A 25423-nucleotide genomic window follows, 5' to 3' on the forward strand; every position below is an offset into this window, starting at 1 on the left:
GGTGCGCAGGATAGCAAGTGCCGCGCGGCGGCGCATGCCCGGTTGACTGGCCTTCCCTACGCGCTATCCAGTCCGGAGCGGCTTTGGCGCGCGCCGGGAGGCGCACAAGGACGCCCTGGGAGAGCAACACGTGCATATTGTCGACGACCACGAGGTCAACCGCGTCCTGACCTTTCCGATCCTGATTGAGGCGATCGAGGCTGCGCACCGGCGGCCGAAGATCGCGGTGCACGACAGCTATCTCGGTGACGACAGGGGCCAGCAGCTGGTGACCCGCAGCGCGGTCGATGCCGGCCGCTTCATGATGACCAAGCTGTACACCAGCTTCCCGGGCAACCTCGCGCACGGCAAGCTGCCGGCGGTGCAGGCGGTCTGCGTGCTGTTCGACGGCAATGACGGGCGACCGCTGGCGGTGATGGACGCCGCCGAAATCACCCATTGGAAGACCGCAGCCGACTCCGCGCTCGGCGCCAAACACCTGGCGCGGCCGGATGCCGAGACGCTGCTGGTGGTCGGCGCCGGCGAGATGGCGCGCTGGCTGGTGCGCGGCCACCGCACGGTGCGGCCGTCACTGAAGCGGGTGCGGATCTGGAACCGGACGGCCGAGCGCGCGCACGAGCTCGCCGCACAGCTTGAGAGTGACGGCATCGCCGCCGATATCGTCACCGATCTCGATGCCGCGACACGCGAGGCCGATATCATCACCACCTGCACCCGCTCGCGCGAGCCGCTGGTGAAGGGCGCCAACTTGCGGCCCGGCACCCATCTCGATCTGGTCGGCGGCTTCACCCCCGACACACGCGAGTCCGACGACGAGGCGGCACGGCGCGCGCGCATCTTCGTCGACCGAAGGGAATCCGCCTTCGACGGCGTCGGCGACATCCTTGCGCCGATCGCGAGCGGCGCGATCAAAGAGAGCGATGTGCTCGGCGATCACTACGACCTCGCGACCGGCAAGGTCGCCGGCCGACAGTCAGCCAGTGACATCACCTTCTTCAAGAACGCCGGTGGCGGGCATCTCGATCTGATGACCTGCGAGACGGTGCTTGCGCAGTTGGGGAAAGAGCTACGGTAAGGACCGTAGGGCGGGTTAGCGAAGCGTAACCCGCCCTACGCCATCATTCTCTACTTTACATCTCCCGCAGCCAGACCTCACCGATCGAATGGTCGGAGCGCTTGCGCAGCACGACGTCGGCGCGCGTCCGCGTCGGCAAGATGTTCTCCCTGAGATTGGCGCGATGATGCTCGCGCCACAGCCGCTCCGCGACCTCGCGCGCGTCGCCGGGCGGCAGGTCCCTGTAATGGTGGAAATAGGAGGCGGGGTTTCGGAACGCGGTCGGCTGCAGCCTGAGGAAACGCTCGACATACCAGGACTGGATGTCGGCCTCATCGGCATCGAGGTAGATCGAGAAATCGAAGAAATCCGACACCACCACCGGCGCCGTGCCGCGCGCCAGCAGCACGTTGAGGCCCTCGAACACAAGAATATCTGGCTGCTGGATGACCTGCCGTTCCGACGGCACGATATCGCCGATCAGGTGCGAGTAGATGGGCAGCTCGAGCTCACCTTCACCCGCCTTGGCGGCCGCGAGAAACCGCAGCATCCGCGGCAGATCGTAGCTCTCGGGAAGGCCCTTGCGCCGCATCAGGCCGCGTTCTTCCAGAACAGCGTTGGCATGCAGAAAGCCGTCAGTCGTCACCAGCTCGACACGCGGGTGATCTGCCCAGCCGGCCAGCAGCGCACACAGCACCCGCGCAAAGGTGCTCTTGCCGACGCCGACACTCCCGGCCAACGCGACGATGTAGGGCGAAGGTCGGGCCAGCCGGCCGAGAAACTCCGCCTTGACCTGCATCAGATTGCGCGCCGCCGAGAAATGCAGGTTCAACAGGCGCGTCAGCGGCAGATACACGTCGCAGACTTCGGCAGACGTGATCGGCCCGTTCAAGCCGCGTAGCGCCGTGAGATCGGCGTCCGACAGCGTCAGCGACGTGCTGGAGCGCAATGCCGCCCAGTCGCCGCGGCCGAACATCATGTAGGCGGAGAGCTCGTCGGGGTGGGTCATTCTCCGATCTTGCCGAGGCAGAGACTGCCACGTCAATGCGCAGAAACCGTCGGGCGGGTTAGCAAAGCGTAACCCGCCGCAGCCCGATACGAGGAAGCAATGGCGGGTTACGGCTTCGCCTAACCCGCCCTACAATCCCTACTCCGCAGCCTGCTGCGTTGGTGCATCCAGCGCCGCCGAGACCTTCGGCGGCGACATCGGCAGGCTGTAGAACCGCTTGCCGAGCGCGTTGTGGACGGCGTTGGCGACCGCGGCCATGACGGGGACCAGCGGCACCTCGCCGACGCCCTTGACGCCCTGCGGATGCTTCGGGTTCGGCACCTCGACCAGCGCGCAGTCGAGCATCGGCAGGTCGGAGCAAACCGGCATCCGGTAATCGAGGAAGCCCGGATTATCGACCTTGCCGTCCTTGTTGTAGATGTACTCCTCGTTCAACGCCCAGCCGATGCCCTGCGCGACGCCGCCCTGCAGCTGGCCCTCGACATAGCTCGGATGCACGGCGCGGCCGACATCCTGCACGGCGGTGTAGCGGATCACGCGCACGATGCCGAGGTCGACATCGACCTCGACGTCGCAGATATGCGTGCCGAAGCCGCCTTCCGCGCCTTGCGTATTGAGCTGTACGCTGGCGCCGATCGGGCCGCCCTGCGACGGCGCCTTTTCAGCAAGGTCCGCGAGCGTCAGCGGCTCGAACTGGCCGGCGTTTGGACTGACGGGATGCGCGGCGCCGTTCTCCCACTTCACCGCTTCCGGGTCGATCTCCCAGATCTTCGCGGCGCGCTCGCGCAAGGTGGCGATCACCTTGTCGGCCGCCTGCGTCACCACCATCGAGGAGGCGAACAGCACGCGGCTGCCGCCGGTGAGATTGGAGAAGCCGACCGTCTGGGTGTCGCCGATGATCACGGAGATCCGCTTATAGTCGATGCCGAGCAGCTCGGCACAGATGTTGGCGATACCGGCGCGCGAGCCGCCGATATCAGGGTGCCCCGTCGTGACGACGACGTTGCCGTCCTCGGTGATGTTGACCTGCGCGGAGGATTCACCGCCGGCATTGAACCAGAAGCCGGAGGCGACGCCCCTGCCCTGATATTTGCCGAGCGGCGCGGCATAATGCGGGTGGTTCTTGGCGGCCTCCAGCGTCTCGATATAGCCGATACGCGGAAATACCGGGCCGTGCGCGGCCTTGGTGCCTTCCTTGGCAGCGTTCTTCAACCGCAGCGCCAGCGGATCCATCTTGAGGCTTTCTGCGAGCTCGTCGAGCACGCATTCCACCGCATAGGCGCCGATCGGCGCGCCGGGCGCGCGATAGGCCGCGACCTTGGAGCGGTTGGAGCAGACGTCAAACCCTTCCGACAGCACATGTGGAATGTCGTAGGGCGCAAAGCTGCATCCGACCGCACCGCGGATCGGCGAACCCGGGAAAGCGCCGGCCTGCAGATAGAAGCTGCCATAGGCGGCGACGATGGTGCCGTCCTTCTTGGCGCCGATCTTCACCGTGCTCTTCGAGCCCGAGGTCGGCCCGGTGGCGCGCATCACCTCCTCGCGGGTCATCACCATCTTGACCGGGCGGCCGGACTTCTTGGCGAGCAAGGTCGCAAGCGGCTCCAGATAGACGATGGTCTTGCCGCCGAAGCCGCCGCCGATCTCGGCGGGAATGGCGCGGATATCGTTCTGCGGGATGCCTGTCAGCATCGACGTCATCGCGCGCACCATGAACTGGCCCTGGCTCGACGACCAGATCGTGGTCTTGCCGTCGGCCGCGACCGAGATCAGGCAGGCATGCGGCTCGATGTAACCCTGGTGCACCGGGCGCGTGCTGAAGGAACGCTCGACGACGATGTCGGCATCCTTGAAGCCTTGCGCGATATCGCCCTTCTTGGATTCGATGCGGCCCATGATGTTCGACGGCTTGCCGTCGAACCTGTTGAACTCGTGCAGGATCGGCGCGTCGGGCTTGAGCGCGTCGTCGATCTCGATCGCCCAGGGCAGCACCTCGTAGTCGACCTCGATCAGCTTGCAGGCTTCCGCCGCGATCGCCTCCGTGGTCGCAGCGACGGCGGCGACGGGATGGCCGGGAAACAGCGCCTTGTCGCGCGCCATCACGTTGCGGCACATCCAGCGCATGTCCTGGATGCCGAGCATCACCGCACCCTTCGCGATCGTGAAATCGACGATGTCACGTGAGGTGACCACCGCCTTGACGCCGGGCAGCGCCTCGGCCTTCGCGGTGTTGATCGACTTGATACGGGCGTGCGGATGCGGACTGCGCAGCACCTTGCCCCAGATCATGCCGGGCATGGTGGTGTCGGCGGCGAACGCCGCGCGGCCCGTCACCTTGTCGACGCCATCGGGCCTGATGGTGCGCTGGCCGATCCATTTGTTGTTGACGACGTTCATGGCCGCACCTCCCGCATTTCGGCGGCGGTCTCCATCACCGCACGGACGATCTTGTCGTAACCGGTGCACCGGCAGAGATTGCCGGCGAGCCAGAAGCGGACTTCCTCTTCGGTCGGATTGGAATTTCTGGCCAGCAGTGCCTCCGAGGCCACCAGCATGCCCGAGGTGCAGATGCCGCACTGAAGCGCGGCGTGCTCGAGGAACTTCTGCTGCAAGGGATGCAGCCTGTCGCCCTTGGCCATGCCCTCGATGGTCCTGATCTCATGGCCCTCGGCCTCGGCCGCGAGCATCAGGCAGGAGCAGATCAGCCGGCCGTCGAGCGTGATCGAGCAGGCGCCGCAATCGCCGGATGCGCAGCCTTCCTTGGAGCCGGTGAGCCCCAATTGTCCGCGCAACGCATCGAGCATGGTCTCATAGGGCTCGCAGAGGAATTCGACCGGCTCGCCGTTGACGGAGGTGGTGACGTGCAGTTTCGGCATGGTGCTAGTGTCCTCCCGCGCGCTGGGCGGCGATCGCGGCGGTGCGCTTGAGCAGCACGCCGGCGGTTTTTACCCTGTAGGCAATGGTGCCGCGCTTGTCGTCGATCGGACGGCAGGCGGCGCGGCATGCCGCAGCCGCCGCCTCGAGCGCGGCGTCGTCGAGCTTCGAGCCGATCAACGCTTGCGCAGCCGGCGCGACCAGCAACGCGGTCGGCGCCACCGCGCCGAGGCCGACGCGGGCTGCGGTGCAGACGCCGTCCTGCAAGGTCAGACTGACGCCGATGCCGACCACCGCAATGTCCATCTCGGTGCGCGGGATCATCCGCAAGTAAGCATCGCCCGAGCCTTTGGGCCGCGGCGGCAAGGTGAAGCTGACGAGGATCTCGCCCGGCTTGAGGTTGGTGCGGCCGGGTCCGGCCGGCACGTCCTCGACCTTGAGCTCGCGGCGGCCGTTCGGGCCCTGCACGGTGACGACGGCGCCCGCCGCGATCATCGCCGGCACGCTGTCGCCTGCCGGCGAACCGTTGCAGAGATTGCCGCCGGCGGAGGCGCGGCCCTGCACCTGCTTGGAGCCGATCAGGTTCACGGCCTCGAGCACGCCGGGCCACACCTTGCCGAAGCGCGCGTGGTCGGCGAGCTCCATGCCGGAGACGGCGGCGCCGACGCGGAAACCGCCATCGGCGGCCTCGGTGATCTCGGTCATCTCGCCGATCTTCTTGATGTCGACGATCAATCCCGGCCGCACCAGGCCGGAGCGCATTTGCACCAATAAGTCGGTCCCCCCTGCCATAATGCGGGCGGCACTCCCGGCGGCAGCAAATGCGCCAATCGCTTCATCAAGCGTGCGCGGTGCTACGTATCGGATATCGGTCATGGCTGTTCTTCTGGTCTCCCTCGGCTGCTTGTTCCCATAAATTGTGCGGGATATGGCCTTATTGCTGGCCGGCAGAGCGTAAGCCTACACGGCGGATCGGGATCCGAACAGCCTGTGAGGTGCGGCAGGAAGCGCAGGCTCCTATGCAGGATGCGCGCTTGCGTGGCGCCGACGGTGGCGTGCGACGGCCGCGGATCACCGAACGTTCACGTCACGGTCCGCTCGAACCCGCTGCCGAGATTCCGAGATTGGCGGCATGGCCCTTGCTTGCTTTGCGTCACGGATTGGTGAAGCATGCGGCTCGCTGCGGCCTGCGTGCCGGCGCAACGACAAATCGGGGGACGGCGAATGGTCGATGTTTCGCGCAGAACGCTGCTCAAGCTCGCGGCCAGCGTGCCGCCGGCGATGGCGGCCCCGGCTATCCTCTCATCGAGAGCCATCGCCGCCGGCAAGGGCAAGACCATATCGGCGGTCATGCATTCGGACCTGCGCATCATCGATCCCGGTTTCACCACCGCCTACATCACCCGCGACCATGGCTACATGGTCTACGACACGCTGCTCGGCATCGATTCAAGCTTCAAGGTCCGACCGCAGATGGCGGACTGGACGATCTCGGACGACAAGCTCACCTACACCTTCACGCTGCGCGACGGCTTGAAATGGCATGACGGCGCGCCGGTCACGGCGGAGGACTGCATCGCCTCGCTGAAGCGCTGGACCGTCGTTGACGGCATGGCGCAGAAGCTCGCCGAATTCACCGCCTCCCTCGAGGCCAGCGGACCGAAGACGATCGTGCTCAAGCTCAAGGAGCCGTACGGCCTGGTGCTGGAGTCGCTGGCCAAGCCCTCCTCCTATGTCGCCTTCATGATGCCGAAGCGGCTCGCGGAAACGCCACCGGGCAAGCAGATCCCCGAGCAGGTCGGCTGCGGCCCGTTCAAATTCGTGCAGGCCGAATTCCAGCCCGGCGTGAAGGCGGTCTATGAGCGGAACGCCGACTACGTGCCGCGCAAGGAAAAGCCGGATTGGCTGTCGGGCGGCAAGGTCGCGAAAGTCGATCGCGTCGAATGGATCACGATGCCCGACGCGCAGACCGCGATCAACGCGCTGCAATCCGGCGACATCGATTTCCTGGAGCAGCCGTCGATCGATCTGGTGCCGGTGCTCGAAGCCAATTCCGATCTCACCGTCGGCGTGCTGAACAAGTTCGGTTTCCAGATCGAAGGCCGGATGAATTTCCTGCACCCGCCGTTCGACAATCCCAAGATCCGCCGCGCCGCATTCCTGGCGATGAACCAGAAGGACGTGCTCGACGCCACCGTCGGCAACGCCAAATATTACGAAGTCTGCGGCTCCTATTTCGCCTGCGCCACGCCGCTCGCCAGCGACGCCGGCGCAGAGACGCTGATCAAGGGCAACGGCATGGCCGAGGCCAAGAAGGCGCTGGCCGCCTCGGGCTATGACGGCACGCCCGTCGTGATCATGATCCCCGGCGACGTGCAGACGCTGAAGGGGCCACCGACCGTCGCGGCGCAGCTGTTGCGCGCGGCCGGCTTCAATGTCGACGCGCAGGTGACGGACTGGCAGACCGTGGTGAGCCGCCGCGCCAGCCAGAAGCCGCCCAAGGAAGGCGGCTGGAACCTGTTCTTCACCTTCACGGGCGCGACCGAGGTGATGAACCCGATCGTCAACAACCAGATCGCCGCGAACGGCAAGCGGGCCTGGTTCGGCTGGCCTGAGGACCCCAAGCTCGAGCAGATGCGCGACGCCTACGCGCGCGCCACCTCGCCTGAGGAGCAGAAGAAGCTCGCGGTGGAGATCCAGAAGGAAGCCTACGAGCAGGTGATCTATGTCCCGCTCGGCCAGTTCCGCCTGCCGAGCGCCTGGCGCAAATCGCTCACCGGTATCCTGGACGGCCCGGCGCCGCCGGTGTTCTGGAACGTCGACAAGACGGAATAGGATCGGTGGCGCGATCACCGATCAGCCTTCGCGATCGTGCCTGATCGTGGATCCAATGGCCAAAGCCATTCTCGCGCTGGTGTCCTGCCCGTGAAACCGGGCGCCCTTCCCGACGTCTCCGGCAATCCACCCGACGACAATCGGGCACAGGAAGCATCGTATTCAGTGGGAATGGGCGAGGGCCCGGCGGCGCGCCGGTGCTATGCTGTCATCTCGCCCGAAGCCTGCCCATTGAATCTCGAGAACGGCCATGGAGGCACGCGGATTTTACCACGAGGGGATGCTTGCGCTGCAGGAGCACGCCGACGGCCGGCGCCTGGCCGATTTCCTGGCCACCAGCGCCAGGCACAGCGAATTTTCCGAACGCGACGCGGCGCAGATCACGGCGGCAAGTTTCTTCTTCAAAACGCTGCCGGCGGTCGTACCGCATCTGCCGCGGTCCGACGCGCGGGGCGTCATGTCGTCAAGCCCGGTCACCATTGGGCAGCGCGATGCATAGAGACCGATGCAGGCTGACGGCCACGGTTGCGATCATCGGTGTCAGCCTTGTTGCCGCCAACGCGCTCGCCCAAAGCCGCAAATACGATCCCGGCGCCAGCGACGCCGAGATCAGGATCGGCCAGACCATGCCCTATAGCGGGCCGGCGTCGGCAATCTCGGTCATCGGCAAACTCCAGGCCGCCTATTTTCGGATGATCAACGACCGCGGCGGAATTAACGGACGCAAGATCAAGCTGATCTCCTATGACGATGCGGCGACGCCATCCAAGACGGTCGAGCAGATCCGCAAGCTCGTCGAAGGCGACGAGGTGCTGTTCACGTTCCAGACGCCCGGCAGCGCCTCCAACATCGCCGTTCAGAAATATCTCAACGACCACCATGTCCCGCAACTGTTCGTGGGCGGTCGCTCGACGCGTTTCGAGGATCCCGTGGACTTTCCATGGACCATGGGATTCGCGCCAAACCTGCGGACCGAGATTCGCATCTACGTGCGCTTCATCCTCGACAATTATCCGGATGCCAGGATCGGCCTGCTCTACCAGAATGACGAAAGCGGCAAGGACTATCTCGCCGGCTTGAAGGACGGGCTCGGCGCGAAGGCCGCGCTGATGCTCACGTCTGAAGCGCCCTATGAAATGACGGACCCGACCATCGACTCGCAGGTGGTGCGGCTCAAGGCTGCGGGCGTCAACGTGCTGATCGACATGGCAGCGCCGAAGTTCGCCGCCCAGGCGATCCGCAAGACCGCGGAGCTCGGTTGGAAGCCGCTTCATTTGCTTGGTGTCGGCTCATCCTCGATCGACGCGGTGCTGGCGCCCGCGGGACTCGATAACGCCAAGGGACTGATCTCGGCGAGTTCGTTCAAGGAGGCCGCCGACCCTACCTGGGCAGACGATGCGGGCATGAGGAAATGGACCGCCTTCATGGCCTCGTATTATCCGGAGGGCGACAGAAAGAGCATCTTCACAACCTACGGCTACAGCGCAGCCGAGCTGCTGGTGCAGGTGCTGCAGCAATGCGGCGACGATCTCTCGCGCGACAACGTCATGCGCCAGGCGGCCAATCTGAAGAGCGTGAAGCTCGATCTGCTGCTGCCGGGCCTCTCCATCAACACCAGCCGCAGCGATTATCGCGTGGTGAAGGAATTCCGGATGATGCGCTTCACCGGCGAGCGCTGGGAACCGTTCGGGCCGATGGTCGCGGATTGACCCTGCGGCGCAAGGAATATCGACAAGACCGAATGGGATCGGCGGCGCGATTTACGCGCCGCCGATGGCGCTGCTGACGATACCGTTCGCGTCACTGACCGTTGGTGCGGCGCGCGGCCTTCGGTGCCTCGTCCTTCAGCTTCTCCAATGCGCCGGGCATCATCTGCCCGAACATCGAGCTCAGCATCGCGGTCGGGATCAAACCCGCGCTGTTGCCCTCCTGCCCCTGCCCGCCCGACATCAGGAATTGCGGCACCAGCGGCTGGTTGATCCGCGTCAGCGCGTCGGCGAACTTCGCGAAGTTCTGCTCGGCAAGCCGGTATTCCGGCCCGCCATAGGCATCGACCGACAGCTTGGTCGCCTGCGCGTTGGCGGTGCCGACGGCCAGCACCCGGTCGGCCTCGCCCTGGCCTTCCAGCCGCGACTGCTCGCCGACCGCGGCTGCGGTCACCTTCCTCGTCTCGGCATCCTTCTGTGCGCGGGCGAGCGCAGCCGCGCCCTCGTTCTCGTTGACCTTGACCTGGATCAGCGATTGCGTGAGTGCCGTCTGCGCCGCCGCCGTCGCCTTGGCTTCGTTCAGCGCGCGCTCCTGCACCGCGGCCTTCTCCTGCTCCTGATAGGTCTCGATCTGCTCGCGCGCGATCTGGCGCGAGCGGAGCTGGATCAGGATGTTCTCGATGGTGTGGTCACCAGGGGCCGCGCGCGGCGTGCCGATCAACACCTCCTGAAGATCGAGCGAATAGCTCTCGAACCTCGCTTTCATGTCGTGTTCCGCTTCCTCCTGGATCGCGGCGCGGTTCTGCAGCAGCTCGATCAGCGTCATCTTCTGCGCGATGTTCTTGAAGAACGCGCTGACCATCGGGTCGAGCGTCTGCTCGACCAGCTTCTTCACGTCGCCGAAGCGCTGGATGATCATCGGCGCCTTCTTGTAGTCGATATGCATCACCACCGAGAGCGGCAGCGTCGGCTCGAACGCGTCCTTGGTGATCAGCGAGATCTCCGACAGGTTCTCGTCGAGCTTCATCGCACCGACCTCGCCGCGCATCCATTTCAGGATGAAGTTGACGGTCGGGATCACCTCGATCTTGCCGGCATAGGTGTTGAACGCGTACTTGCCCGGCAACAGCGGGTCCTTCCAGACGCCGCGGCTGCCGTTCAGCACCAGCTCGCCGTGGCGGTACTGCTCGCCGGAAACGTCGTCGGTGCGCGGGCCGGTATAGAAGATGACGACGCCGACATTGCCGACCGGAATCACCGTCTTCGGCACCGCCTCGACGGTCGCGAACAGGCGGTTGATGTACCAGGTGCCCTCGACGATGACCTGGAGCTGACGGCCGCGATAGCCGCCGGCGCTCAGGAATTTCTCGGGCTCCTGGAAATTGTTGTGAAAGGTCGCCGCGTCGCGCAGCTCGATGCCGACTTCAGGCGCGATGATCTCACCCGGAGGCAGCGACGGGCCGTCATGCACGGTGACGATGCCGACCAGATCGTGATCGGCCGCCAGCACGACCGGCGCAAAACCCCAGCGCTCGGTGATCGTGAGCTGCATGCTCTCGAGCACGCCGCGTTCCCGCTCGCTGAGCGCATGACCGTAGACGCGCTCGTCGGTGATGACCGCGAATTGCGTCGTGTTGATCGCATAGGTGCCTTCGCGCAGGATCTTGCGCTGCGGCCCCTTCTGGCCGCCGCCGAGCAGGAAGCGGCGCGCGTCCTGGAAGTCGGACTTGTCTTCGGTGTCGTTGGCGCCAAGTACCTGCGAAGGCTCGAGCGCCGCGCCGTCGCGCGCGAACACATAGGCGATCTTGCCCTGGCCGACGGTCACGAGGTCCGAGCGGTGGATCCGGTACATGAACGGAAACATCACGTGCAGGCCGCCGCGCAGCACCTCCGGCTCGTAGCCGGCCTCGCCGTTCAGCGCGATGAAGCCGTCCTCGATCGAGCCCTTCATCGCCCACAGCTTCTCGACGATGCCGACCTGATTGTTGGGAATGTAGCGAAATACGTTCGATATGCGCAGCAGGATCGCACATGCGACCGCTGCAGCGATCCAAATGGCAGGCTGGGTTAAACCTGAACCATTAAGAAAACCGAGGAAATCCATAGTCCATCTCCACAATTCGCAACTGGGCGGTTTGGAACCCAAACCTCACCCAAGAATTGCGGTGCGGACATGTGGTGCGGCCTTGGCGACGCAAGGCGTGAACATTATTCGCACTGCCAATCTTTTTTTGATGACAGCATGAACCGCAGCACTGGCGGCGCGACATCGATCGGCGCGAACAATTTGCTGCGATTGCACATCATTCGCAGCAGACCGGTCTTGCGCGATGACCGGGGCGTGGACTCATAAAGGTCCGCTTCCGAGGGTGAATCGGTAGTTGCTGGGGTCGATCGTCGTCGACTGCTTTTGACCCATCGCGTCATCTGCAGCTGCCGACGGCGCACAGTCATATTGCCGCCGTCGAACGTCGGATACACCATAGCGTCCGGTAACAGTAGCGCGAACCCGCCGTCTGAAGCGGATTTAACCGATGAGCCCTCTTCATCCGCGCTTCGACAGCATCTCCTGGAGTATCGCCTCAACCGAGTACGGCGAAATCCCAAGTTCGACAAAGCCAGGCATCTCCGGCGATGACACGGTGTCGATCTGCATGAGCTCCACCTGATTGCGCGTGAGAAGTGGCTCCGGGAGTATTTCGGAAGCCCATGCCAGCGCGTGCCAAACGGCGAACGGGATGGGGACCAGGATGGGCGCGAGGTCAGCTTGGCGCGCGACGATTCCGACCAATTCCTTGTAGGAATAAACGCGAGGGCCGCCGCACTCGAAGATCGTTGGTCGCGTCTCGGCTCGCTGGATGGTCCGAACCGTCGCTTCCGCCACATCTTCCACATAGGCAGGCTGCAGACTCATCAAGCCACGGCCGAACATCGGGTAGATTGGGAGCCGACGGAGAAGCTTGAGGATGGTCGTGACGAACGCATCGTCCGGTCCGAACATGACGGCGGGTCGGATGATATGTGCGTCGGCGAAGGCAGCCCCGACCACCAATTCGCCTTCGCCGCGCGCTCGGATGTACCGCGATTGAGACGCGGCATCGGCGCCGATGCCTGAAATGTGAACGAGCCTTTTGACTCCGGTCCGGCGCGCTTGGGCTGCTACCCGTTGGGCGGCTTCGACATGAACGGAATGAAACGTCTCCCGACCGTGCTCGACGTAAAGGCTGACCGCATTTACGGCGGCGTAAGCCCCGGCAAGTGCATCCGCGACAGACCGTACGTCGTGAATATCGGCCTGGACCAATTGGAGTTGCGGATCATGAGGGCCAGACTGACTGCGCCCGCGATCTGGATGCCTTGACGCGATCCGGACGGGAAACTCGCGATCGCGCAGACGCTGAACGATGCGGCGGCCGAGAAAACCGGTTCCGCCGAATACGGTGACGGTGCGACCGTTCGTTGCCATCCTTTGATCTTTGCTCGAGAGACCGCGCCATAGTCCGAGCCGAAGCTGACGTCAGGGCGCTGCCGTCTGTCGGAACAATACCCTCTCTCAGCGACTGTTGGAATGCAGGCTGCTTCGATCCGCTATTGGACGGAAGCCGGAAGCAAAGGTCGAGCGAAACTGAGTTCCTGGCCGTCGGGATCAACCAGGTGGAAGAAGCGCTCACCCCATTTGGCATCGCGGGGCACAGTCGCCGGCTTGTAACCTGCCGCGAGCGCGCGTTCGTAAAGTGCGTCAACATCGGTGACGTAGAAGATGACCCGACCCCACCAGGACCAGCGTCGTTCGGCTGGTTGGTCGGTGAGGTTGAGGTAGCTCGTACCTGCTCGAAAGCTAGTGAACGACGACCATTCGCCGCCATGCAGCACCTCAAATCCCAGCGCTCGGTAGAATTGGACAGCCCGTCGCATTTCATGCGTGCCGAGTGTGACCGCGCTGACCCCCTCGATCATGGCCAAACTCTCCTGTTCGATTTCGCTGCGCCTTTTGTTGTCGCGGCAGCGGGATTAACCTCCACCTCATGTGTGACGAACGGCGAGCAAGTCAACGTCGAGCAACGCTTTCCATGCGTCACCGCTCACGGCGAACGGTAGACGTCCCAAAAAGTTCGAACCGAACATGGAGAGGCTCTAAACTCTAACCAGTCGATCCGAACAGCACACGCGAAAAGGAGCAGAGCATGAAGGGCGATAAAGACGTTATCGAATACCTCAACAAAGCGCTGCGCCACGAGCTCACCGCGGTGAACCAGTACTGGCTGCACTACCGCCTGCTCGACAATTGGGGCTACAAGGTGCTGGCCAAGACGTGGCGCAAGGAATCGATTGAAGAGATGCAACATGCAGACAAGCTCATCGAACGCATTATCTTCCTCGATGGATCTCCCAATATGCAGACGCTGGAATCCCTTCATATCGGGAAGACCGTGAAGGCCGTGCTCGATAGCGACTTACAAGCCGAATTGTCGGCGCGCTCCCTCTACGCTGAAGCCGCGACCCATTGCCATCAGGTCGAAGACTACGTGACACGGGATCTGTTTGAGCAACTCATGCACGATGAGGAAGAGCATATCGATTTTCTGGAAACCCAGATCGAACTCGTCGTGAGGATCGGTCTTGAGCTATATGCCCAGCGCCATATCGGAGAGCTCGACAAGGACTAAAGTGCCAACAACTGCTTTTGGCCTTTGTCGGTCATGCCGCGCTGGTTGACGAAGGTCCGCTCCGGCAAGGCTCTCCGCCTCGTTAGAGTTGTGATCAATCTCAAGACCGCAAAAGCGCTCTGGGTTGAAGAGCCGGCAAGGCTACCCTCGCCGACGAGGGACCGAATGAGGGCTCCATCTGCTGCGATGCATAATCTGAAACTGGCCCATCGCTTCAGTTGGCGCAGTGCAGCGGCATGTCTGAAACTGGGGGTAGATCGGAAGTAGATGGCCAACTACAAAATAACGCGAATGACCCAAGGCGACATCGGCTGCGCAATGCACAACACAACTATAATGTGGTAGCGTGTAGCCCTTGGTTGGGAGGAAATCCCATGAGGCGGCGGGAATTCATTGCGTCCCTTGTGAGCACGATCGCCGTATGGCCGTTCGCGGCCCCCGCTCAGACTGCGTCAAAGGTGTACCGCATCGGGATCCTCAGTACCGATGGACCCGCCGACGCTAAGAGCATTTTTGACGCAATGTTGCATGCCTTAGCGAGTCACGGTTACATACCCGAGCGCAATATTGCGCTCGAAATCCGTGCCAGCGGGATCCACACTGAACAGCTGCCACAGCTTGCCAAGGATCTTGTCGCGAGCAACGTGGATATGATCCTTGCCTTCAGCTTTCCCGCAGCCATGGCCGCCAAGAACGCCACGGCAACGATTCCAATCGTGTCGACCGAAGCGGGGGGAGATCCCGTTGCGACGGGCTTGGTCAAAAGTCTGTCGCGGCCAGGCGGCAACGTAACCGGCGTCTCTGATATGGCCATCGAACTTGCTCCCAAGCGTCTCGAACTGATCAAAGACATGGTGCCTTTGGTGCGCTCCGTCGCAATGCTCTGGAACGCTCGCGATCTGGGCATGACGCTGCGATACCAGGGGGCGGCCGACGCCGCGCGGGCAATTGGGGCACGAGTGCAACCCCTCGCGGTGCGTGAGCCGGATGATTTTGACGAAGCTTTCGCAAGCATGGTGCGCGATCCGCCAGATGCAATTCTCTTGGTCTCGGATGCACTCACTCGCCTGAATCGCCGACGGGTCTACGAATTTGCCGATGCACATCGGCTGCCGGCCACCTACGAGCGGGCAAACTATGTGCGCGAAGGCGGCCTGTCGTCCTATAGCCCAGACTTGGATGAAATCTACGATCGAGCGACCTCTTTGATTGATCGCATTTTTAAGGGAGCCAACCCGGCGGACTTACCATTCGAGCAACCGACGCGTTTTCACCTCACCATCAATCTCAAGACAGCTAAGTCGCTCGGCATTACAGTGCCCGCTTCAGTGGTTGCTCGCGCCGACGAGGTAATCGAATGAAGATGCATCATCTTCTCCTCGTCATCGCCGCCGCGCTCTTTCTCGCGTCGCCCTCCCACGCGCAGATCGCCAAGGTTTACCGCATCGGTTTCCTAAGCCCGGGAGACTTTGCGCCGGGCACGAACTCCGGCAGGCTGACGGAAGAAATCTCTCGCCAACTTGCGCAAAGTGGCCTCACGGCCGGCGCCAATCTCGAGCTAGTCAAACGCGGGGCGGAGGGGCACCTTGAACGCCTGCCGGCGTTAGTTGCGGAACTGGTGGCGGCGAAGGTCGATGTCATCGTCACCTTCGGCTATCCAGTCGCGGAGGCGGCGAAGGAAGGCACGAGCACGATCCCCACCGTGATCTTCAGTGCCGGCGATCCGGTAAAGACGCATCTTGTCGCGAGCCTCAACCGACCGGGTGGCAACGTCACCGGCATTTCCGACGTAGCTGCCGAGCTCGCGCCAAAGCGCCTTGAATTGTTGAAGGAGGCAGCCCCCAAACTGCTTCGCGTGGCGATGCTTTGGAACGCCAATGATCTCGGGATGACGACGCGTTACGAGGCTTCGGCGGCGGCGGCCAATAAATTGGGCGTCACCGTCATGTCCTTCGGCGTGCGCGAGCCGGACGATTTCGGCGGCGCGTTCGAGGCGATGGAACGCGACAAGCCCGACGGCCTGTTGATGGTCGCCGATGCCCTCACATTTCTTAATCGCAAGCGCGTCTTCGACTTCGCCGCAGAGCACCGCCTGCCCGTGATCTATGAGACGAGTGTCTTTGCACACGATGGCGGCCTCATGTCCTATGGCCCGGACGAGAACGAAGCCGCTGGGCGCGGCGCAAATCTTGTTCTGCGCGTCCTGAAAGGCGAGAAACCCGCCGATCTACCGCTCGAGCAGCCGACCCAGTTTCGCCTCGTCATCAACCTTAAGACAGCAAAGGCGCTTGGCCTCACTGTGTCGCCAGGCCTGCTGGTCGCCGCCGACGAGGTGATTGAATAGGGCTGGTAATGCTGCGGTGCATGAGTCTCAAGTTGGCCCATTCGAGACATGCCAACTGCACCGAGCTGTGTCCGCATTCAGGGGCAATCCGGAAGGCATGTTGCTCATGCTGAGTTCTTCTCAGTTTGACCCAACTCCGGCGTCCGGAAGACGTCGCGTTCGGGATGACGTCACCCCAATTCCATCCGCACGCCCTTATTGCCATTGAGCAAGCGTCGCAGGTGAAAACCCGCCAGTGGATCATCCGCATTCGTACCGACCAGCGCCGCGAAGGCCGGCAGCGCGGCAATATCGCCGGCCTCGAGCTTCGCGAACGCCTGGGAATATTGCAACCTGCCCGGTTCTGCGAACGCCTCGGGCCCCAGCGGCTCGTAGGCGCGCAGCGGCTCGCTTCGCCCACGCAGGATGAGGTCACCCACCGGTCTTCCCCGGAAGTTCCCGGCGGCATTTGCGACCGTCGCACTGGCGCAGATTCGCGTGCCCAAGGACTTGTTCGCAGCCTCCAGGCGCGCCGCGGTGTTGATGGTATCGCCATAGGCGGTGTAGTCGAAAAAGCGGCTACCACCGAAATTGCCGACCAGCGCCGGTCCGGCGTGAACGCCGATCCGGGTAGCGCCGAAACAGACGCCCTTGCTCTTCCAGCGTCGGCGAAATTCCTCCGCCCAGGAATCGAGATCATGCGCACAGGCAATGGCGCGTGTGGCGTAGTCGGCCTGGTCGGAAGGTGCGTTGAACAGCACCTCGATCGCATCGCCGATCACCTTGGCGACCGTGCCCTCGTGTGCGAACACCGCGTCGGTCATGCCAGCGACATATTCATTGAGAAGGAGACCGAGCACCTCGGGTTCGGCAGCCTCGACCAGCGAGGTGAAGCCAGTGATGTCGGTGAAAATCACCGCAACGTCGCGCCACTGCACTTCCATCCCATCAGCCTCGCCGGCGCACGCAAGCCGGCTCGCGATCTGCGGCGAGAAATAGCGTGAGAGCGAGGCATGCGCCCGCTCGGCTTCCGCCTGACGGCGACGGGCCTCGCGCAGCGTCTCGACGTGGCGGAGGGTCTTGTCGATCGTGATCTCGAGATCGGAAAAATCGATCGGCTTGGTCACGAAATCGAACGCGCCGCGATTCATTGCGGTGCGGATATTGCTCATGTTGCCATAGGCCGAGACGATGATCGTCGATTTCTTGTCTTCCGTCGCCTGCAGCCTTTCGAGCAGCGATAGCCCGTCCATCCGTGGCATGTTGATATCGGAGATCACCATGTCGACATTCGGATTCAGCTCGAGCGATTGCAGCGCCTCCAGTCCGTCGTGAGCGAAGACAAAGCTCACCTCGCCCTCGCCGATCCGCTTGCGGAATTTCTGCAAGACCAGATCCTCGAGGTCGGGTTCGTCATCCACGAAGAGTATCGTTGCCGTCATGCAGCCTGTCCAAGCCTGGTATCGATCTCCTCGCGCAGCAGCACGAAATCGATCGGTTTGGTCAAAAGTCCGACCGCTCCGCGCTCGATCGCCTTCCGCCGGGTTTCAGCGTCGCTATAGGCGGTGATCATGATCACCGGCACGTCGGGCCGCTCGGCGCGCAATTTTGGCAGCATCTCGAGCCCGCTCATGCCGGGCATGTTGATATCGGACAGGATCAGGATCAGCGGGGGTTCGCGAACCTCCACGGCTCGTTGCAGCGCTGCAACTGCGGATGGCACGAACTCCATCTGAAAGCGCCCTGCACGCAGATCGCGCCGGAACTGCTGACGGAACAGAAATTCGACGTCGGGTTCGTCGTCCACGACAAGAATGTACATGCTCAATTCGTGCCTCCGGCAATATCTTGCGCCGCCGCATCTCGCGGCAGCGTAATAATGAGTTCGGTGAACATGTTCAGTGCGGTATCGACTTCGATCCTGCCATTGTGCTGTTTCACCACGATGTCGTGGCTGATCGATAGCCCAAGCCCGGTGCCCTCCCCCGGAGGCTTGGTGGTGAAGAAGGGATTGAACATTTTCTCCTTCACGTCCGGCGGGATGCCCGCACCGTTGTCGCGAATCCGGATTTCCACCTTGTCGCCGAGATTCTTCGTGGCCGCCGTCAGTGTCGGCTCGAATGTTTCGCCGGCGCTCCCCTTGCGCTTGGCCGCGGCGTAGAAACCGTTCGAGATCAGGTTGAGGAGGACGCGGGTAATCTCCTGCGGATAGAGGTCGATCATGCCGGCCGTCGCATCGAGGTCGCGCTGGATCTTGACGTTGAATCCCGGCTTTTCGGCACGCACGCCGTGATAGGCGAGGTTGAGGCTCTCTTCCACGAGCGCATTGATGTCGGCAAGACGATGCTCGCCTGATCCCTCGCGTGAATGCAGCAGCATGTTCTTCACGATCGAGTCGGCCCGCTTGCCGTGCTGCACGACCTTCTCCAGGTTACGCTTGAGCATCCGCGTGAGTTCATCGATCTCCCCGCGCGCCTTCGCGTCCAGGGTGATGTCCTTGAGCAATTCGTTCAACTCGTCGACCAATTCTCCTGACAGTGCCGAGAAGTTGTTGACGAAGTTGAGCGGGTTCTTGATCTCATGGGCGATGCCGGCGGTAAGCTGGCCGAGCGACGCCAGTTTCTCGGTCTGGATCAAGCGCCCCTGCGCGGTGCGCAATTCGTCGAGCGATTTCGACAGCTCTTTGGTGCGTTTGCGCAATTCGCTCAGCAGACGCGCGTTCTCGATGGCGATCACAGCCTGATTGGCGAAGTTCGCTACGAGATCCGTCTGCTTGTCTGTGAAGGTCTTCACCTCCTGACGGAAAATCGTGATCGAGCCGATCAGTACGTCCTCCTTCAGCATCGGCACGATGGCAAGGGTACGCGCCCCGCCGAGATCGGCCAGCGCACGAACGGCGGCGTGGCCTTCGATGTAGGGTGGCTGCATCCTGAGATCGTCGATGTGAACGGTCTGGCGCGTCCGCTCCAGCGCGCTGAGCCCACTCTCCGGATGCGGACGAAACAGCTTGTGGAGCTGGGCGTCTACATAGGTCCGTGGCGCATTGCAAAGCGCGACAGTCCGAAAGGCGCCGTCCTCGTAAAGCGTCATGGCGCCAAAGCTGGCGCCACAGATGCGCACCGCGTTCTCCAGCACCTTGCGGAACACCGGCTCGAGCTCGCCTGCGGACGAACTGATGGTCTCCAGCACTTCCGATGTTGCCGTCTGTTGTTCAAGCGATTCCTGCAGGGCGGAGGTTCGAGCCTGAACCTCTTCGAACAGACGCGCGTTTTCGATCGCGATGACGGCTTGGTCGGCGAAGGTCTGCACCAGGTCGATCTGGCGGGAGGTAAACGGCTGGACTTGCGAGCGCACGAGCGAAAACGCGCCGATCGGAGTCCCCTGCCGAAGCAGGGGCACCCCCAGCGTCGTGCGATAGCCGCCCAATTCCTGGTACTCCAGTGCACTGTAGTCCTGATCGGCAAGCACGTCCGGGGCGTGAACTGCCCGCCTCTCCAAAATCGCCCGGCCCGTTATGGTGCTTGGGTCGGGCGTGATGGGATGCTGCCGGGCATATTCCACGAAATCTGCCGTGAACCCGCTATTGGCGGCTATCCGATATGCATCGCCATCGCTCTGGAAGATCAAGCCCTTGTCGGCGTTGCACAGACGGGCAGCGGAGGAAACCAGCGTGTCAAGCACGGCAGTCAAGTCGAACGCCGAGCGGCTGATGACCTTGAGCACGTCGGAGGTCGCGGTCTGCACCTGCAGCGTCTCCTGCAGTTCCGCTGTGCGCTGCTCGACCTTGTGCTCCAGGTCGGTGTAGGACTCCTGCAAGCGCGCGCCCATGTCGTTGAACTGGTTGGCAAGCCCCTCGAGTTCGTCGCCGGTCCTAATCGAGATGCGCTGGGTGAAGTCACCGCCGCCGATACGCTCGGCGCCGACGCGCAATGCCTGGATCGGGCCGACCATGCGGCGCGCCAGGAAGATTCCGGCGAGCACCGCGAAGATCGATGCCGCCAGCAATACGATCGCGAGGCGTTGCAGCGCCGCGTAAAGCGACGCATAGGCCTCATCGACCGGCAGTTCGACGAACATGGTCCAGCGTAGCGGGCTGATCGGGGCGGAAGCCGTCAATACCTCCTGGCCCTGGATATTCCTGGCCCCCGCAACGTCATCGATGACGCCGCCGTTAGCCAGTGCAGCCTGCACCTGGGCTAGCTTGGACATGTCGGTGTTGCGCAGGACCAGACTGATGTCGGGATGCGCAATCAGCTTTCCTTGCGCGCCGACGACATAGGCGCGGCCGTGCTCGCCGACCCTGATTTGGGAGACCACCTCCCGGATCAGCTTCAGATTGACCTCCGCAATGCTGACGCCGGCGTCCTTGCGTGTACCGGCGACAGCGAGCGTCATGTACGGCTCGGATTCCCTGTGGAAGTACACCGGCCCGTAATAGACCTTGTGCGCAAGGGCCTCGGTGAATTTCGGCTCGTTCGAAAGATCAACGCCGCTGTCGAACACATTCATGGCAAGGCGCGAGACCCTCAGTCGCTCCTTGCCGCTGGAATCGACCTGAGCTAGCTCTGCGACGGCGGGTACCTGGTGCAATAGCCGCAACGCGTCGAACCGGCGTTGCTCGATCGAGCCGTCCGACCAGGGCAATTGCGTGGTCCAGCCGAGCTGGCTCTCGATTTCCTTGATGAACTGACTGATCTTGCCGGCCGCCGCCACGGCTTGCTCATGCTGGAGACGGATCAACGCCGCCTTGTGCTCCCGATAGTAGAAGACGACCTCGAAAATCCCGTTCGACAGCAGCGCCACACCAACGACCGCGACAAAGAGCGCGACATATTTGATGAAGAGCCGGCTACGGGTCCTCCGTCCCGATGCGGTCGAGGGCTGCGCTACATCTCCGGCTGGCAACGGCGCCAGCACTGGGGCCTGCGGCGTATCGGAGCGCGAGCAAATGGTCATCTCCGCCCTTTTTTAGCAAGAAGGCCTCATCTTGTCTCTTGCTGTGCAGTGCGGGAGGACAGAATTGCACGGGCTGGCCCGAAAGCTGAAGCGCATCAGCAATCGCATCACCTGCTCCGGTAAACAGCGTGAAGCATTTCTGACCGGCTGCGCAGCATTCGCCCGCGATATGCAAGGCATCCAATTCCAATAATAGCCCCACCCACTCAGGCCGGTTTTAAAGGAGTAGCCCGGAATTGACTGACACGTGGCCAAAGCAGTGCTTTGACCAACTCGGCAACAGTGTCCTTGTTTCCCGCCGTCTTGTCCGCTTCAATCCAGGAGGGAGATCGGACTAAAGCTCGGGCGGTCTCGTAGGAGCGGGTTTGACCCAACAGAGACATGAGCGGGCTGCTCTTGCTGCTATGCGGCCCTAAACTGCCATACCTCGCATCATCCTAGGGTTGGGGTTAACACGATGAAGCGGCGCCAGTTCATTGCGATGCTCGGCAGCGTAGCAGCGTGGCCACTCGCGGCGAGAGCGCAGCAGCCGACCGCGCAACCGTCGATCGGATTCCTCAGCACGCGCTCGCCCGAGGAAGCCGCGATTCACACCGGTGCCTTTCGTCGCGGCCTCGAAGAAATGGGTTTTGCCGAGGGGCGTACCGTTGCCGTTGAGTACCGCTGGGCAAGGGGCGATTATAGCCAACTACCGGCTTTTGCCGCCGACCTGCTCAGCCGACCGCTTTCGCTGATAGTTGCGACAGGCGATCCGGCAGCACACGCAGCCAAGGCGGCGGACGTCGCGGTCCCGCTCGTCTTTGTCGTTGGCCAGGACCCGGTGCAATCGGGTCTAGTCGCGAGCATGAACCGGCCGGGTATGGCCACGGGCGTCAACTTCTTCACGGGTGATCTGGGCGGCAAGCGGCTGGAGTTTCTCTGCGCGATGGTTCCGTCAGCGCGCCTTGTGGGGCTGCTGCTCAATCCGAGTTTCGGAGCCCAAGCGGTCGATCAATTTCGGCGGTCGGTAGCCAGCGCAGCCCAGCTGCTTGGCCGCGAGCTGGTCGTGCAGGAAGCGGCCACAGATGCCGAGATCGACGCCGGATTTACGCTGCTGGTTAAAGCGGGCGTCACCGCACTGTTGGTGCAGAACGATCCATTCTTCGACTCTCGGCGTAGCCAGATCGTGGCGCTGTCGTCTCGTCACCGGCTGCCCGGCATTTTTCACATCCGGGAGTTCCCGGCGAATGGCGGGCTAATGAGCTATGGCGCGAGCCTCGCCGATACTTACCGCCAGGTCGGCGTGTATGCCGGCAAGATTCTGCGCGGCGCTAAGCCGGACGACCTTCCAGTCCTGCGGCCGACGAAGTTCGAACTGGTCATCAATATGCGGACCGCAAGGACGCTTGGCCTTGCCGTACCACAACCCATTCTCATTGCCGCCGACGAGCTGATCGAATGAGGACGGCACGACCTGTCCAGTAATGGTCCCTTAGCCGACATTCATCCAGACCGGCTTCCATGTCGCCTTTATGAAGGCGGAGCGGACGCGGATCTTATGAGAATGCGCCCTTTCGCGGATGCCACCAGCGTCCACCGATCACGACGCCTTCGGATACGATCTTGCGATCGCCGGTCAGGTGTTCGCCGACCACGTCGACATAGTCGAACTGCCCTTCCCTGAGCATCGCGCGCGGTCTTGAAGGCGAACGAGCCCTTGCCATGGCCAATGTCGAACAGCACGCCGCGCTCTCGCGCCTCCAGCACCACCTTCTTCACCGCGCCCTGCGCGCTTAACGTTTCGGGTTGCGCCCGCGGATGTGGTCAAAGCCTTGCTTGATTGCGGCGAAGCGCGCGTCGACCATCGGCTCGAATTCGAGGTCGGTGAAGATATAGGGCCAGTCGTTTTCGACGCCTTCGCGGACGAGTTCACCGACATACATGGGATCGATGCCCTGAGAGACGCGTTCGCGGATCAGATTGATCCGCTCGGCAAGCGGGCCCGAAGTCGGCATGGCGCGGACCGCCCCCTCGAAGCGCTTGGGCAGGTTGCGCCCTGAGTTCACGATTTGAGTGCGGATGAACCCGGGACACAGCACCGATACGCCAATCCCGCGCGGCGCGAGTTCAGGCCGCAGGCCTTCGGACAGCGCGACTACGCCATACTTTGAAACGTTGTATGCAGTGCTCCCCCTGAAATAAGGCCAGCGAGCGAGGCTGTGGAGACGATGTGTCCACCCTCGCCATGCTGCTCGATCAATGGCCCGAAAATCTCGATCCCCCAAATGGTCGCCATCAGGTTGACGCCCAGGGTCCAATTCCACGACGCCTCGGTCCAGGTGCCATACGGCCCACCGCCGCCGACGCCCGCGTTATTGACGAGGATATGCACCTTGCCGTAGCGGGCAGTCGTGGTTTCGGCGGCGGCGGCAAGTTCGGCTTTGAGCGAGACGTCCGCTTTCACGCCGTCGACATCGACGTTGGTGAGCCTCAGTTGCTCGAGCGCCGCGGACAGAGCCGCTTCTTCGATATCGCAAAGCATGACTTTCACCCCCGCTTGGGCGAGAGCGGTCGCGATCCCCAATCCAATGCCTGACGCCGCACCGGTGACGAACGCGGTCTTTCCAGCGAGTTCCTTCACGCGCATTCTCCCCGTGCAAGCGGACTCCGTCGTCCCAAGACGACAAGTGTCACCGGACGCCATATGACCGCACATTTAAGCGATTGGGAAGTGTGCGGGATATACGCTCCTGGCCCTAGGCCGACATTCATCCAAACCGGCTTCGATGTCGCCTTTATGAAGGCAAAGCGGACGCGGGTCTTGTGAGTACGCGCCCTATCTCGGATGCCACCAGCGTCCGTCGATCACGACGCCTTCGGAGACGATCTTGCGATCGCCGGTCAGGTGTTCGCCGACCACGTCGACATAGTCGAACTGCCCTTCCCTGATCGAGAGCAGCGTGGCATCGCCGACGCTGCCCGGCTTGAGGCTGCCGAGCTCCGGCCGCCGCAAGGCCATCGCGGCATCGACGGTGGACGCCGCGATCACGTCCGGCAGCGACATTCCCATGCAGAGGAATTTCGACATCGTCGTCACCTGGTCGAACGCCGGACCGTCGATGCAGAGCTGATGGATGTCGGAGGAAATGGTGTCGGGATAGAAGCCGTTGGCGAGCATCGCGCGAGCGGTCTTGAACGCGAACGAGCCCTTGCCATGGCCGATGTCGAACAGCACGCCGCGCTCGCGCGCCTCCAGCACCACCTTCTTCACCGTGCCCTGCGCGGTCGCGGGCGTGTTGGGGAACGGACGGAATGCATGGGTCAGCACGTCGCCCGGGCGCAGGCGCGCGAGCACCTCCTCATAGCTTGGCGGCGGATGGTCGATATGCGCCATCAGCGGCATGCCGACCTGCTCCGCTACCTCGAGCGCGATCTCGAGCGGCACCAGCCCCGAGGTGCCCGAGGCGAACAGGCCGACCCGCACCTTGATGCCGACGATGAGGTCGCGGTTCTCGTCCGCCACGCGCGCCGCGTCGACCGGATTCATCAGCCGCAATTCCTCGCTCTCGCCGACCATCACGCGGTCCGAGAAACCGAAGATGCCGGCGTGCGAGACATGCAGATAGGCGAGGATGCGGACCTGGCTCGGCTCGATCACGTGCTTGCGGAAACCAGCAAAATTGCCGGGACCGGCGCTGCCGGTGTCGACCGAGGTGGTGACGCCGGAGTTGCGGCAGAATTCCTCCGCGTCGATGCCGAGCGAAGTGCCACCCCAATAAACATGGGTGTGCAGGTCGATGATCCCCGGCGAGACGATCAGCCCCGAGACGTCGCGGACCTCGGTCGCGGGATCGGCCTTCAGCTCCTGGCCGACCGCGGCGACCTTGCCGCCGGCAAAGGCGACGTCAGTCACCGCATCGAGCTTTTGCGACGGGTCGACCACCCGTCCGCCGCGCAGAATCAAATCGAAAGGCATCGTCATCTCCGGATTTCCGTCCGGCACGATGGTCGAGTTCGGCG

Annotated in this window: 20 protein-coding genes and 2 pseudogenes; 8 read left to right on the top strand and 14 right to left on the bottom strand. The window is 63.0% G+C overall.

Features of this window, described 5'->3' with window-relative positions; all coding sequences use genetic code 11:
• Nucleotides 1–130: 130 nt before the first annotated feature.
• Entirely contained in the window at nucleotides 131–1075 is a 945-nt protein-coding gene (locus Q0030_RS25690; RefSeq protein ID WP_298373228.1) for a dehydrogenase, read from the top strand.
• 55 nt (nucleotides 1076–1130) lie between these two features.
• On the opposite strand, the gene coaA is transcribed toward Q0030_RS25690, so the two are convergent.
• The 4 genes from coaA to Q0030_RS25710 form a co-directional block, all read right to left on the bottom strand.
• Entirely contained in the window at nucleotides 1131–2063 is a 933-nt protein-coding gene (gene coaA, locus Q0030_RS25695; RefSeq protein WP_298373231.1) for a type I pantothenate kinase, read from the bottom strand.
• Between the two features lie 138 nt (nucleotides 2064–2201).
• The gene (locus tag Q0030_RS25700; protein ID WP_298373234.1) at nucleotides 2202–4460 is read right to left on the bottom strand and encodes a xanthine dehydrogenase family protein molybdopterin-binding subunit; all 2259 of its coding nucleotides are present in this window, start codon (nucleotides 4458–4460) and stop codon (nucleotides 2202–2204) included.
• A complete protein-coding gene (locus Q0030_RS25705; RefSeq protein ID WP_298373237.1) occupies nucleotides 4457–4939 on the bottom strand; it encodes a (2Fe-2S)-binding protein in 483 nt (160 codons plus the stop codon). Before Q0030_RS25705 ends, Q0030_RS25700 begins: the two co-directional genes overlap by 4 nt.
• A gap of 4 nt (nucleotides 4940–4943) precedes the next feature.
• A complete protein-coding gene (locus Q0030_RS25710; RefSeq protein ID WP_298373452.1) occupies nucleotides 4944–5804 on the bottom strand; it encodes a xanthine dehydrogenase family protein subunit M in 861 nt (286 codons plus the stop codon).
• 414 nt (nucleotides 5805–6218) lie between these two features.
• Here Q0030_RS25710 and Q0030_RS25715 point away from each other — a divergent pair, with 414 nt between their 5' ends.
• The 3 genes from Q0030_RS25715 (at nucleotide 6219) to Q0030_RS25725 (ending at nucleotide 9481) form a co-directional block, all read left to right on the top strand.
• The gene (locus Q0030_RS25715; RefSeq protein ID WP_298373453.1) at nucleotides 6219–7772 is read left to right on the top strand and encodes an ABC transporter substrate-binding protein; all 1554 of its coding nucleotides are present in this window, start codon (nucleotides 6219–6221) and stop codon (nucleotides 7770–7772) included.
• A gap of 250 nt (nucleotides 7773–8022) precedes the next feature.
• Nucleotides 8023–8271 (top strand): hypothetical protein, encoded by a 249-nt coding sequence (locus tag Q0030_RS25720; protein ID WP_298373239.1) that lies wholly within the window; start codon nucleotides 8023–8025, stop codon nucleotides 8269–8271.
• On the top strand, nucleotides 8264–9481 hold the full coding sequence (locus Q0030_RS25725) for an ABC transporter substrate-binding protein (protein WP_298373242.1): 1218 nt from the start codon (nucleotides 8264–8266) through the stop codon (nucleotides 9479–9481). The genes Q0030_RS25720 and Q0030_RS25725 overlap by 8 nt, the downstream gene beginning before the upstream one ends.
• Nucleotides 9482–9572: 91 nt before the next feature.
• On the opposite strand, the gene Q0030_RS25730 is transcribed toward Q0030_RS25725, so the two are convergent.
• From Q0030_RS25730 to Q0030_RS25740, 3 genes are all read right to left on the bottom strand, one after another.
• The gene (locus Q0030_RS25730) at nucleotides 9573–11582 is read right to left on the bottom strand and encodes an SPFH domain-containing protein (protein WP_298373245.1); all 2010 of its coding nucleotides are present in this window, start codon (nucleotides 11580–11582) and stop codon (nucleotides 9573–9575) included.
• 441 nt (nucleotides 11583–12023) lie between these two features.
• Nucleotides 12024–12944 carry a complex I NDUFA9 subunit family protein gene (locus Q0030_RS25735; protein ID WP_298373247.1) on the bottom strand — a complete coding sequence of 307 codons (921 nt, stop codon included), beginning with the start codon at nucleotides 12942–12944 and terminating at the stop codon, nucleotides 12024–12026.
• Nucleotides 12945–13066: 122 nt separating this feature from the next.
• Nucleotides 13067–13435: a VOC family protein gene (locus tag Q0030_RS25740; RefSeq protein WP_298373250.1), complete on the bottom strand. Its 369-nt coding sequence runs from the start codon at nucleotides 13433–13435 to the stop codon at nucleotides 13067–13069.
• Nucleotides 13436–13662: 227 nt separating this feature from the next.
• On the opposite strand from Q0030_RS25740, the gene bfr reads away from it, so the two are divergent.
• The 3 genes from bfr (at nucleotide 13663) to Q0030_RS25755 (ending at nucleotide 16489) form a co-directional block, all read left to right on the top strand.
• Nucleotides 13663–14145, top strand: coding sequence for a bacterioferritin (gene bfr / locus Q0030_RS25745; RefSeq protein ID WP_298373253.1), 483 nt, complete (start codon nucleotides 13663–13665; stop codon nucleotides 14143–14145).
• A 374-nt stretch (nucleotides 14146–14519) separates the two neighbouring features.
• A complete protein-coding gene (locus tag Q0030_RS25750; protein ID WP_298373255.1) occupies nucleotides 14520–15506 on the top strand; it encodes an ABC transporter substrate-binding protein in 987 nt (328 codons plus the stop codon).
• Nucleotides 15503–16489: an ABC transporter substrate-binding protein gene (locus Q0030_RS25755; RefSeq protein ID WP_298373257.1), complete on the top strand. Its 987-nt coding sequence runs from the start codon at nucleotides 15503–15505 to the stop codon at nucleotides 16487–16489. Before Q0030_RS25750 ends, Q0030_RS25755 begins: the two co-directional genes overlap by 4 nt.
• A gap of 170 nt (nucleotides 16490–16659) precedes the next feature.
• Here Q0030_RS25755 and Q0030_RS25760 read toward each other — a convergent pair whose 3' ends face one another.
• The 3 genes from Q0030_RS25760 to Q0030_RS25770 are packed head-to-tail and all read right to left on the bottom strand — an operon-like array spanning nucleotide 16660 to nucleotide 21424.
• Nucleotides 16660–17910, bottom strand: a complete 1251-nt coding sequence (locus Q0030_RS25760; RefSeq protein WP_298373260.1) for an adenylate/guanylate cyclase domain-containing protein — start codon at nucleotides 17908–17910, stop codon at nucleotides 16660–16662.
• Complete coding sequence (locus Q0030_RS25765) at nucleotides 17907–18296, bottom strand: response regulator (protein ID WP_298373263.1); 390 nt, start codon at nucleotides 18294–18296, stop codon at nucleotides 17907–17909. Before Q0030_RS25765 ends, Q0030_RS25760 begins: the two co-directional genes overlap by 4 nt.
• Complete coding sequence (locus Q0030_RS25770; RefSeq protein ID WP_298373266.1) at nucleotides 18293–21424, bottom strand: GAF domain-containing protein; 3132 nt, start codon at nucleotides 21422–21424, stop codon at nucleotides 18293–18295. The genes Q0030_RS25765 and Q0030_RS25770 overlap by 4 nt, the downstream gene beginning before the upstream one ends.
• A gap of 457 nt (nucleotides 21425–21881) precedes the next feature.
• On the opposite strand from Q0030_RS25770, the gene Q0030_RS25775 reads away from it, so the two are divergent.
• On the top strand, nucleotides 21882–22865 hold the full coding sequence (locus tag Q0030_RS25775) for an ABC transporter substrate-binding protein (protein ID WP_298373269.1): 984 nt from the start codon (nucleotides 21882–21884) through the stop codon (nucleotides 22863–22865).
• Nucleotides 22866–22959: 94 nt separating this feature from the next.
• On the opposite strand, the pseudogene Q0030_RS25780 reads toward Q0030_RS25775, so the two are convergent.
• The 4 genes and pseudogenes from Q0030_RS25780 to Q0030_RS25795 form a co-directional block, all read right to left on the bottom strand.
• A pseudogene (locus Q0030_RS25780) lies at nucleotides 22960–23197 on the bottom strand (amidohydrolase/deacetylase family metallohydrolase); the annotation flags it as partial.
• Nucleotides 23197–23418 (bottom strand): hypothetical protein, encoded by a 222-nt coding sequence (locus Q0030_RS25785; protein WP_298373459.1) that lies wholly within the window; start codon nucleotides 23416–23418, stop codon nucleotides 23197–23199. The gene Q0030_RS25785 and the pseudogene Q0030_RS25780, both read right to left, overlap by 1 nt.
• Nucleotides 23419–23520: 102 nt before the next feature.
• Nucleotides 23521–24119, bottom strand: a pseudogene (locus Q0030_RS25790) (SDR family NAD(P)-dependent oxidoreductase); the annotation flags it as partial.
• A 120-nt stretch (nucleotides 24120–24239) separates the two neighbouring features.
• Complete coding sequence (locus tag Q0030_RS25795; RefSeq protein ID WP_298373275.1) at nucleotides 24240–25379, bottom strand: amidohydrolase/deacetylase family metallohydrolase; 1140 nt, start codon at nucleotides 25377–25379, stop codon at nucleotides 24240–24242.
• Nucleotides 25380–25423: the final 44 nt, after the last annotated feature.

Origin of the sequence: uncultured Bradyrhizobium sp., assembly GCF_947648125.1 — a bacterium.
Classification (GTDB): Bacteria; Pseudomonadota; Alphaproteobacteria; order Rhizobiales; family Xanthobacteraceae; genus Bradyrhizobium.

Coding starts and splice junctions, on each gene's coding strand:
- coaA (WP_298373231.1), bottom strand. CDS start 2,063: ATGACCCACCCCGACGAGCTCTCCGCCTACATGATGTTCGGCCGCGGC.
- Q0030_RS25700 (WP_298373234.1), bottom strand. CDS start 4,460: ATGAACGTCGTCAACAACAAATGGATCGGCCAGCGCACCATCAGGCCC.
- Q0030_RS25705 (WP_298373237.1), bottom strand. CDS start 4,939: ATGCCGAAACTGCACGTCACCACCTCCGTCAACGGCGAGCCGGTCGAA.
- Q0030_RS25715 (WP_298373453.1), top strand. CDS start 6,219: ATGGCGGCCCCGGCTATCCTCTCATCGAGAGCCATCGCCGCCGGCAAG.
- Q0030_RS25720 (WP_298373239.1), top strand. CDS start 8,023: ATGGAGGCACGCGGATTTTACCACGAGGGGATGCTTGCGCTGCAGGAG.
- Q0030_RS25725 (WP_298373242.1), top strand. CDS start 8,264: ATGCATAGAGACCGATGCAGGCTGACGGCCACGGTTGCGATCATCGGT.
- Q0030_RS25730 (WP_298373245.1), bottom strand. CDS start 11,582: ATGGATTTCCTCGGTTTTCTTAATGGTTCAGGTTTAACCCAGCCTGCC.
- Q0030_RS25735 (WP_298373247.1), bottom strand. CDS start 12,944: ATGGCAACGAACGGTCGCACCGTCACCGTATTCGGCGGAACCGGTTTT.
- Q0030_RS25740 (WP_298373250.1), bottom strand. CDS start 13,435: ATGATCGAGGGGGTCAGCGCGGTCACACTCGGCACGCATGAAATGCGA.
- bfr (WP_298373253.1), top strand. CDS start 13,663: ATGAAGGGCGATAAAGACGTTATCGAATACCTCAACAAAGCGCTGCGC.
- Q0030_RS25750 (WP_298373255.1), top strand. CDS start 14,520: ATGAGGCGGCGGGAATTCATTGCGTCCCTTGTGAGCACGATCGCCGTA.
- Q0030_RS25755 (WP_298373257.1), top strand. CDS start 15,503: ATGAAGATGCATCATCTTCTCCTCGTCATCGCCGCCGCGCTCTTTCTC.
- Q0030_RS25760 (WP_298373260.1), bottom strand. CDS start 17,910: ATGACGGCAACGATACTCTTCGTGGATGACGAACCCGACCTCGAGGAT.
- Q0030_RS25770 (WP_298373266.1), bottom strand. CDS start 21,424: ATGACCATTTGCTCGCGCTCCGATACGCCGCAGGCCCCAGTGCTGGCG.
- Q0030_RS25775 (WP_298373269.1), top strand. CDS start 21,882: ATGAAGCGGCGCCAGTTCATTGCGATGCTCGGCAGCGTAGCAGCGTGG.
- Q0030_RS25785 (WP_298373459.1), bottom strand. CDS start 23,418: ATGCCGACTTCGGGCCCGCTTGCCGAGCGGATCAATCTGATCCGCGAA.
- Q0030_RS25795 (WP_298373275.1), bottom strand. CDS start 25,379: ATGCCTTTCGATTTGATTCTGCGCGGCGGACGGGTGGTCGACCCGTCG.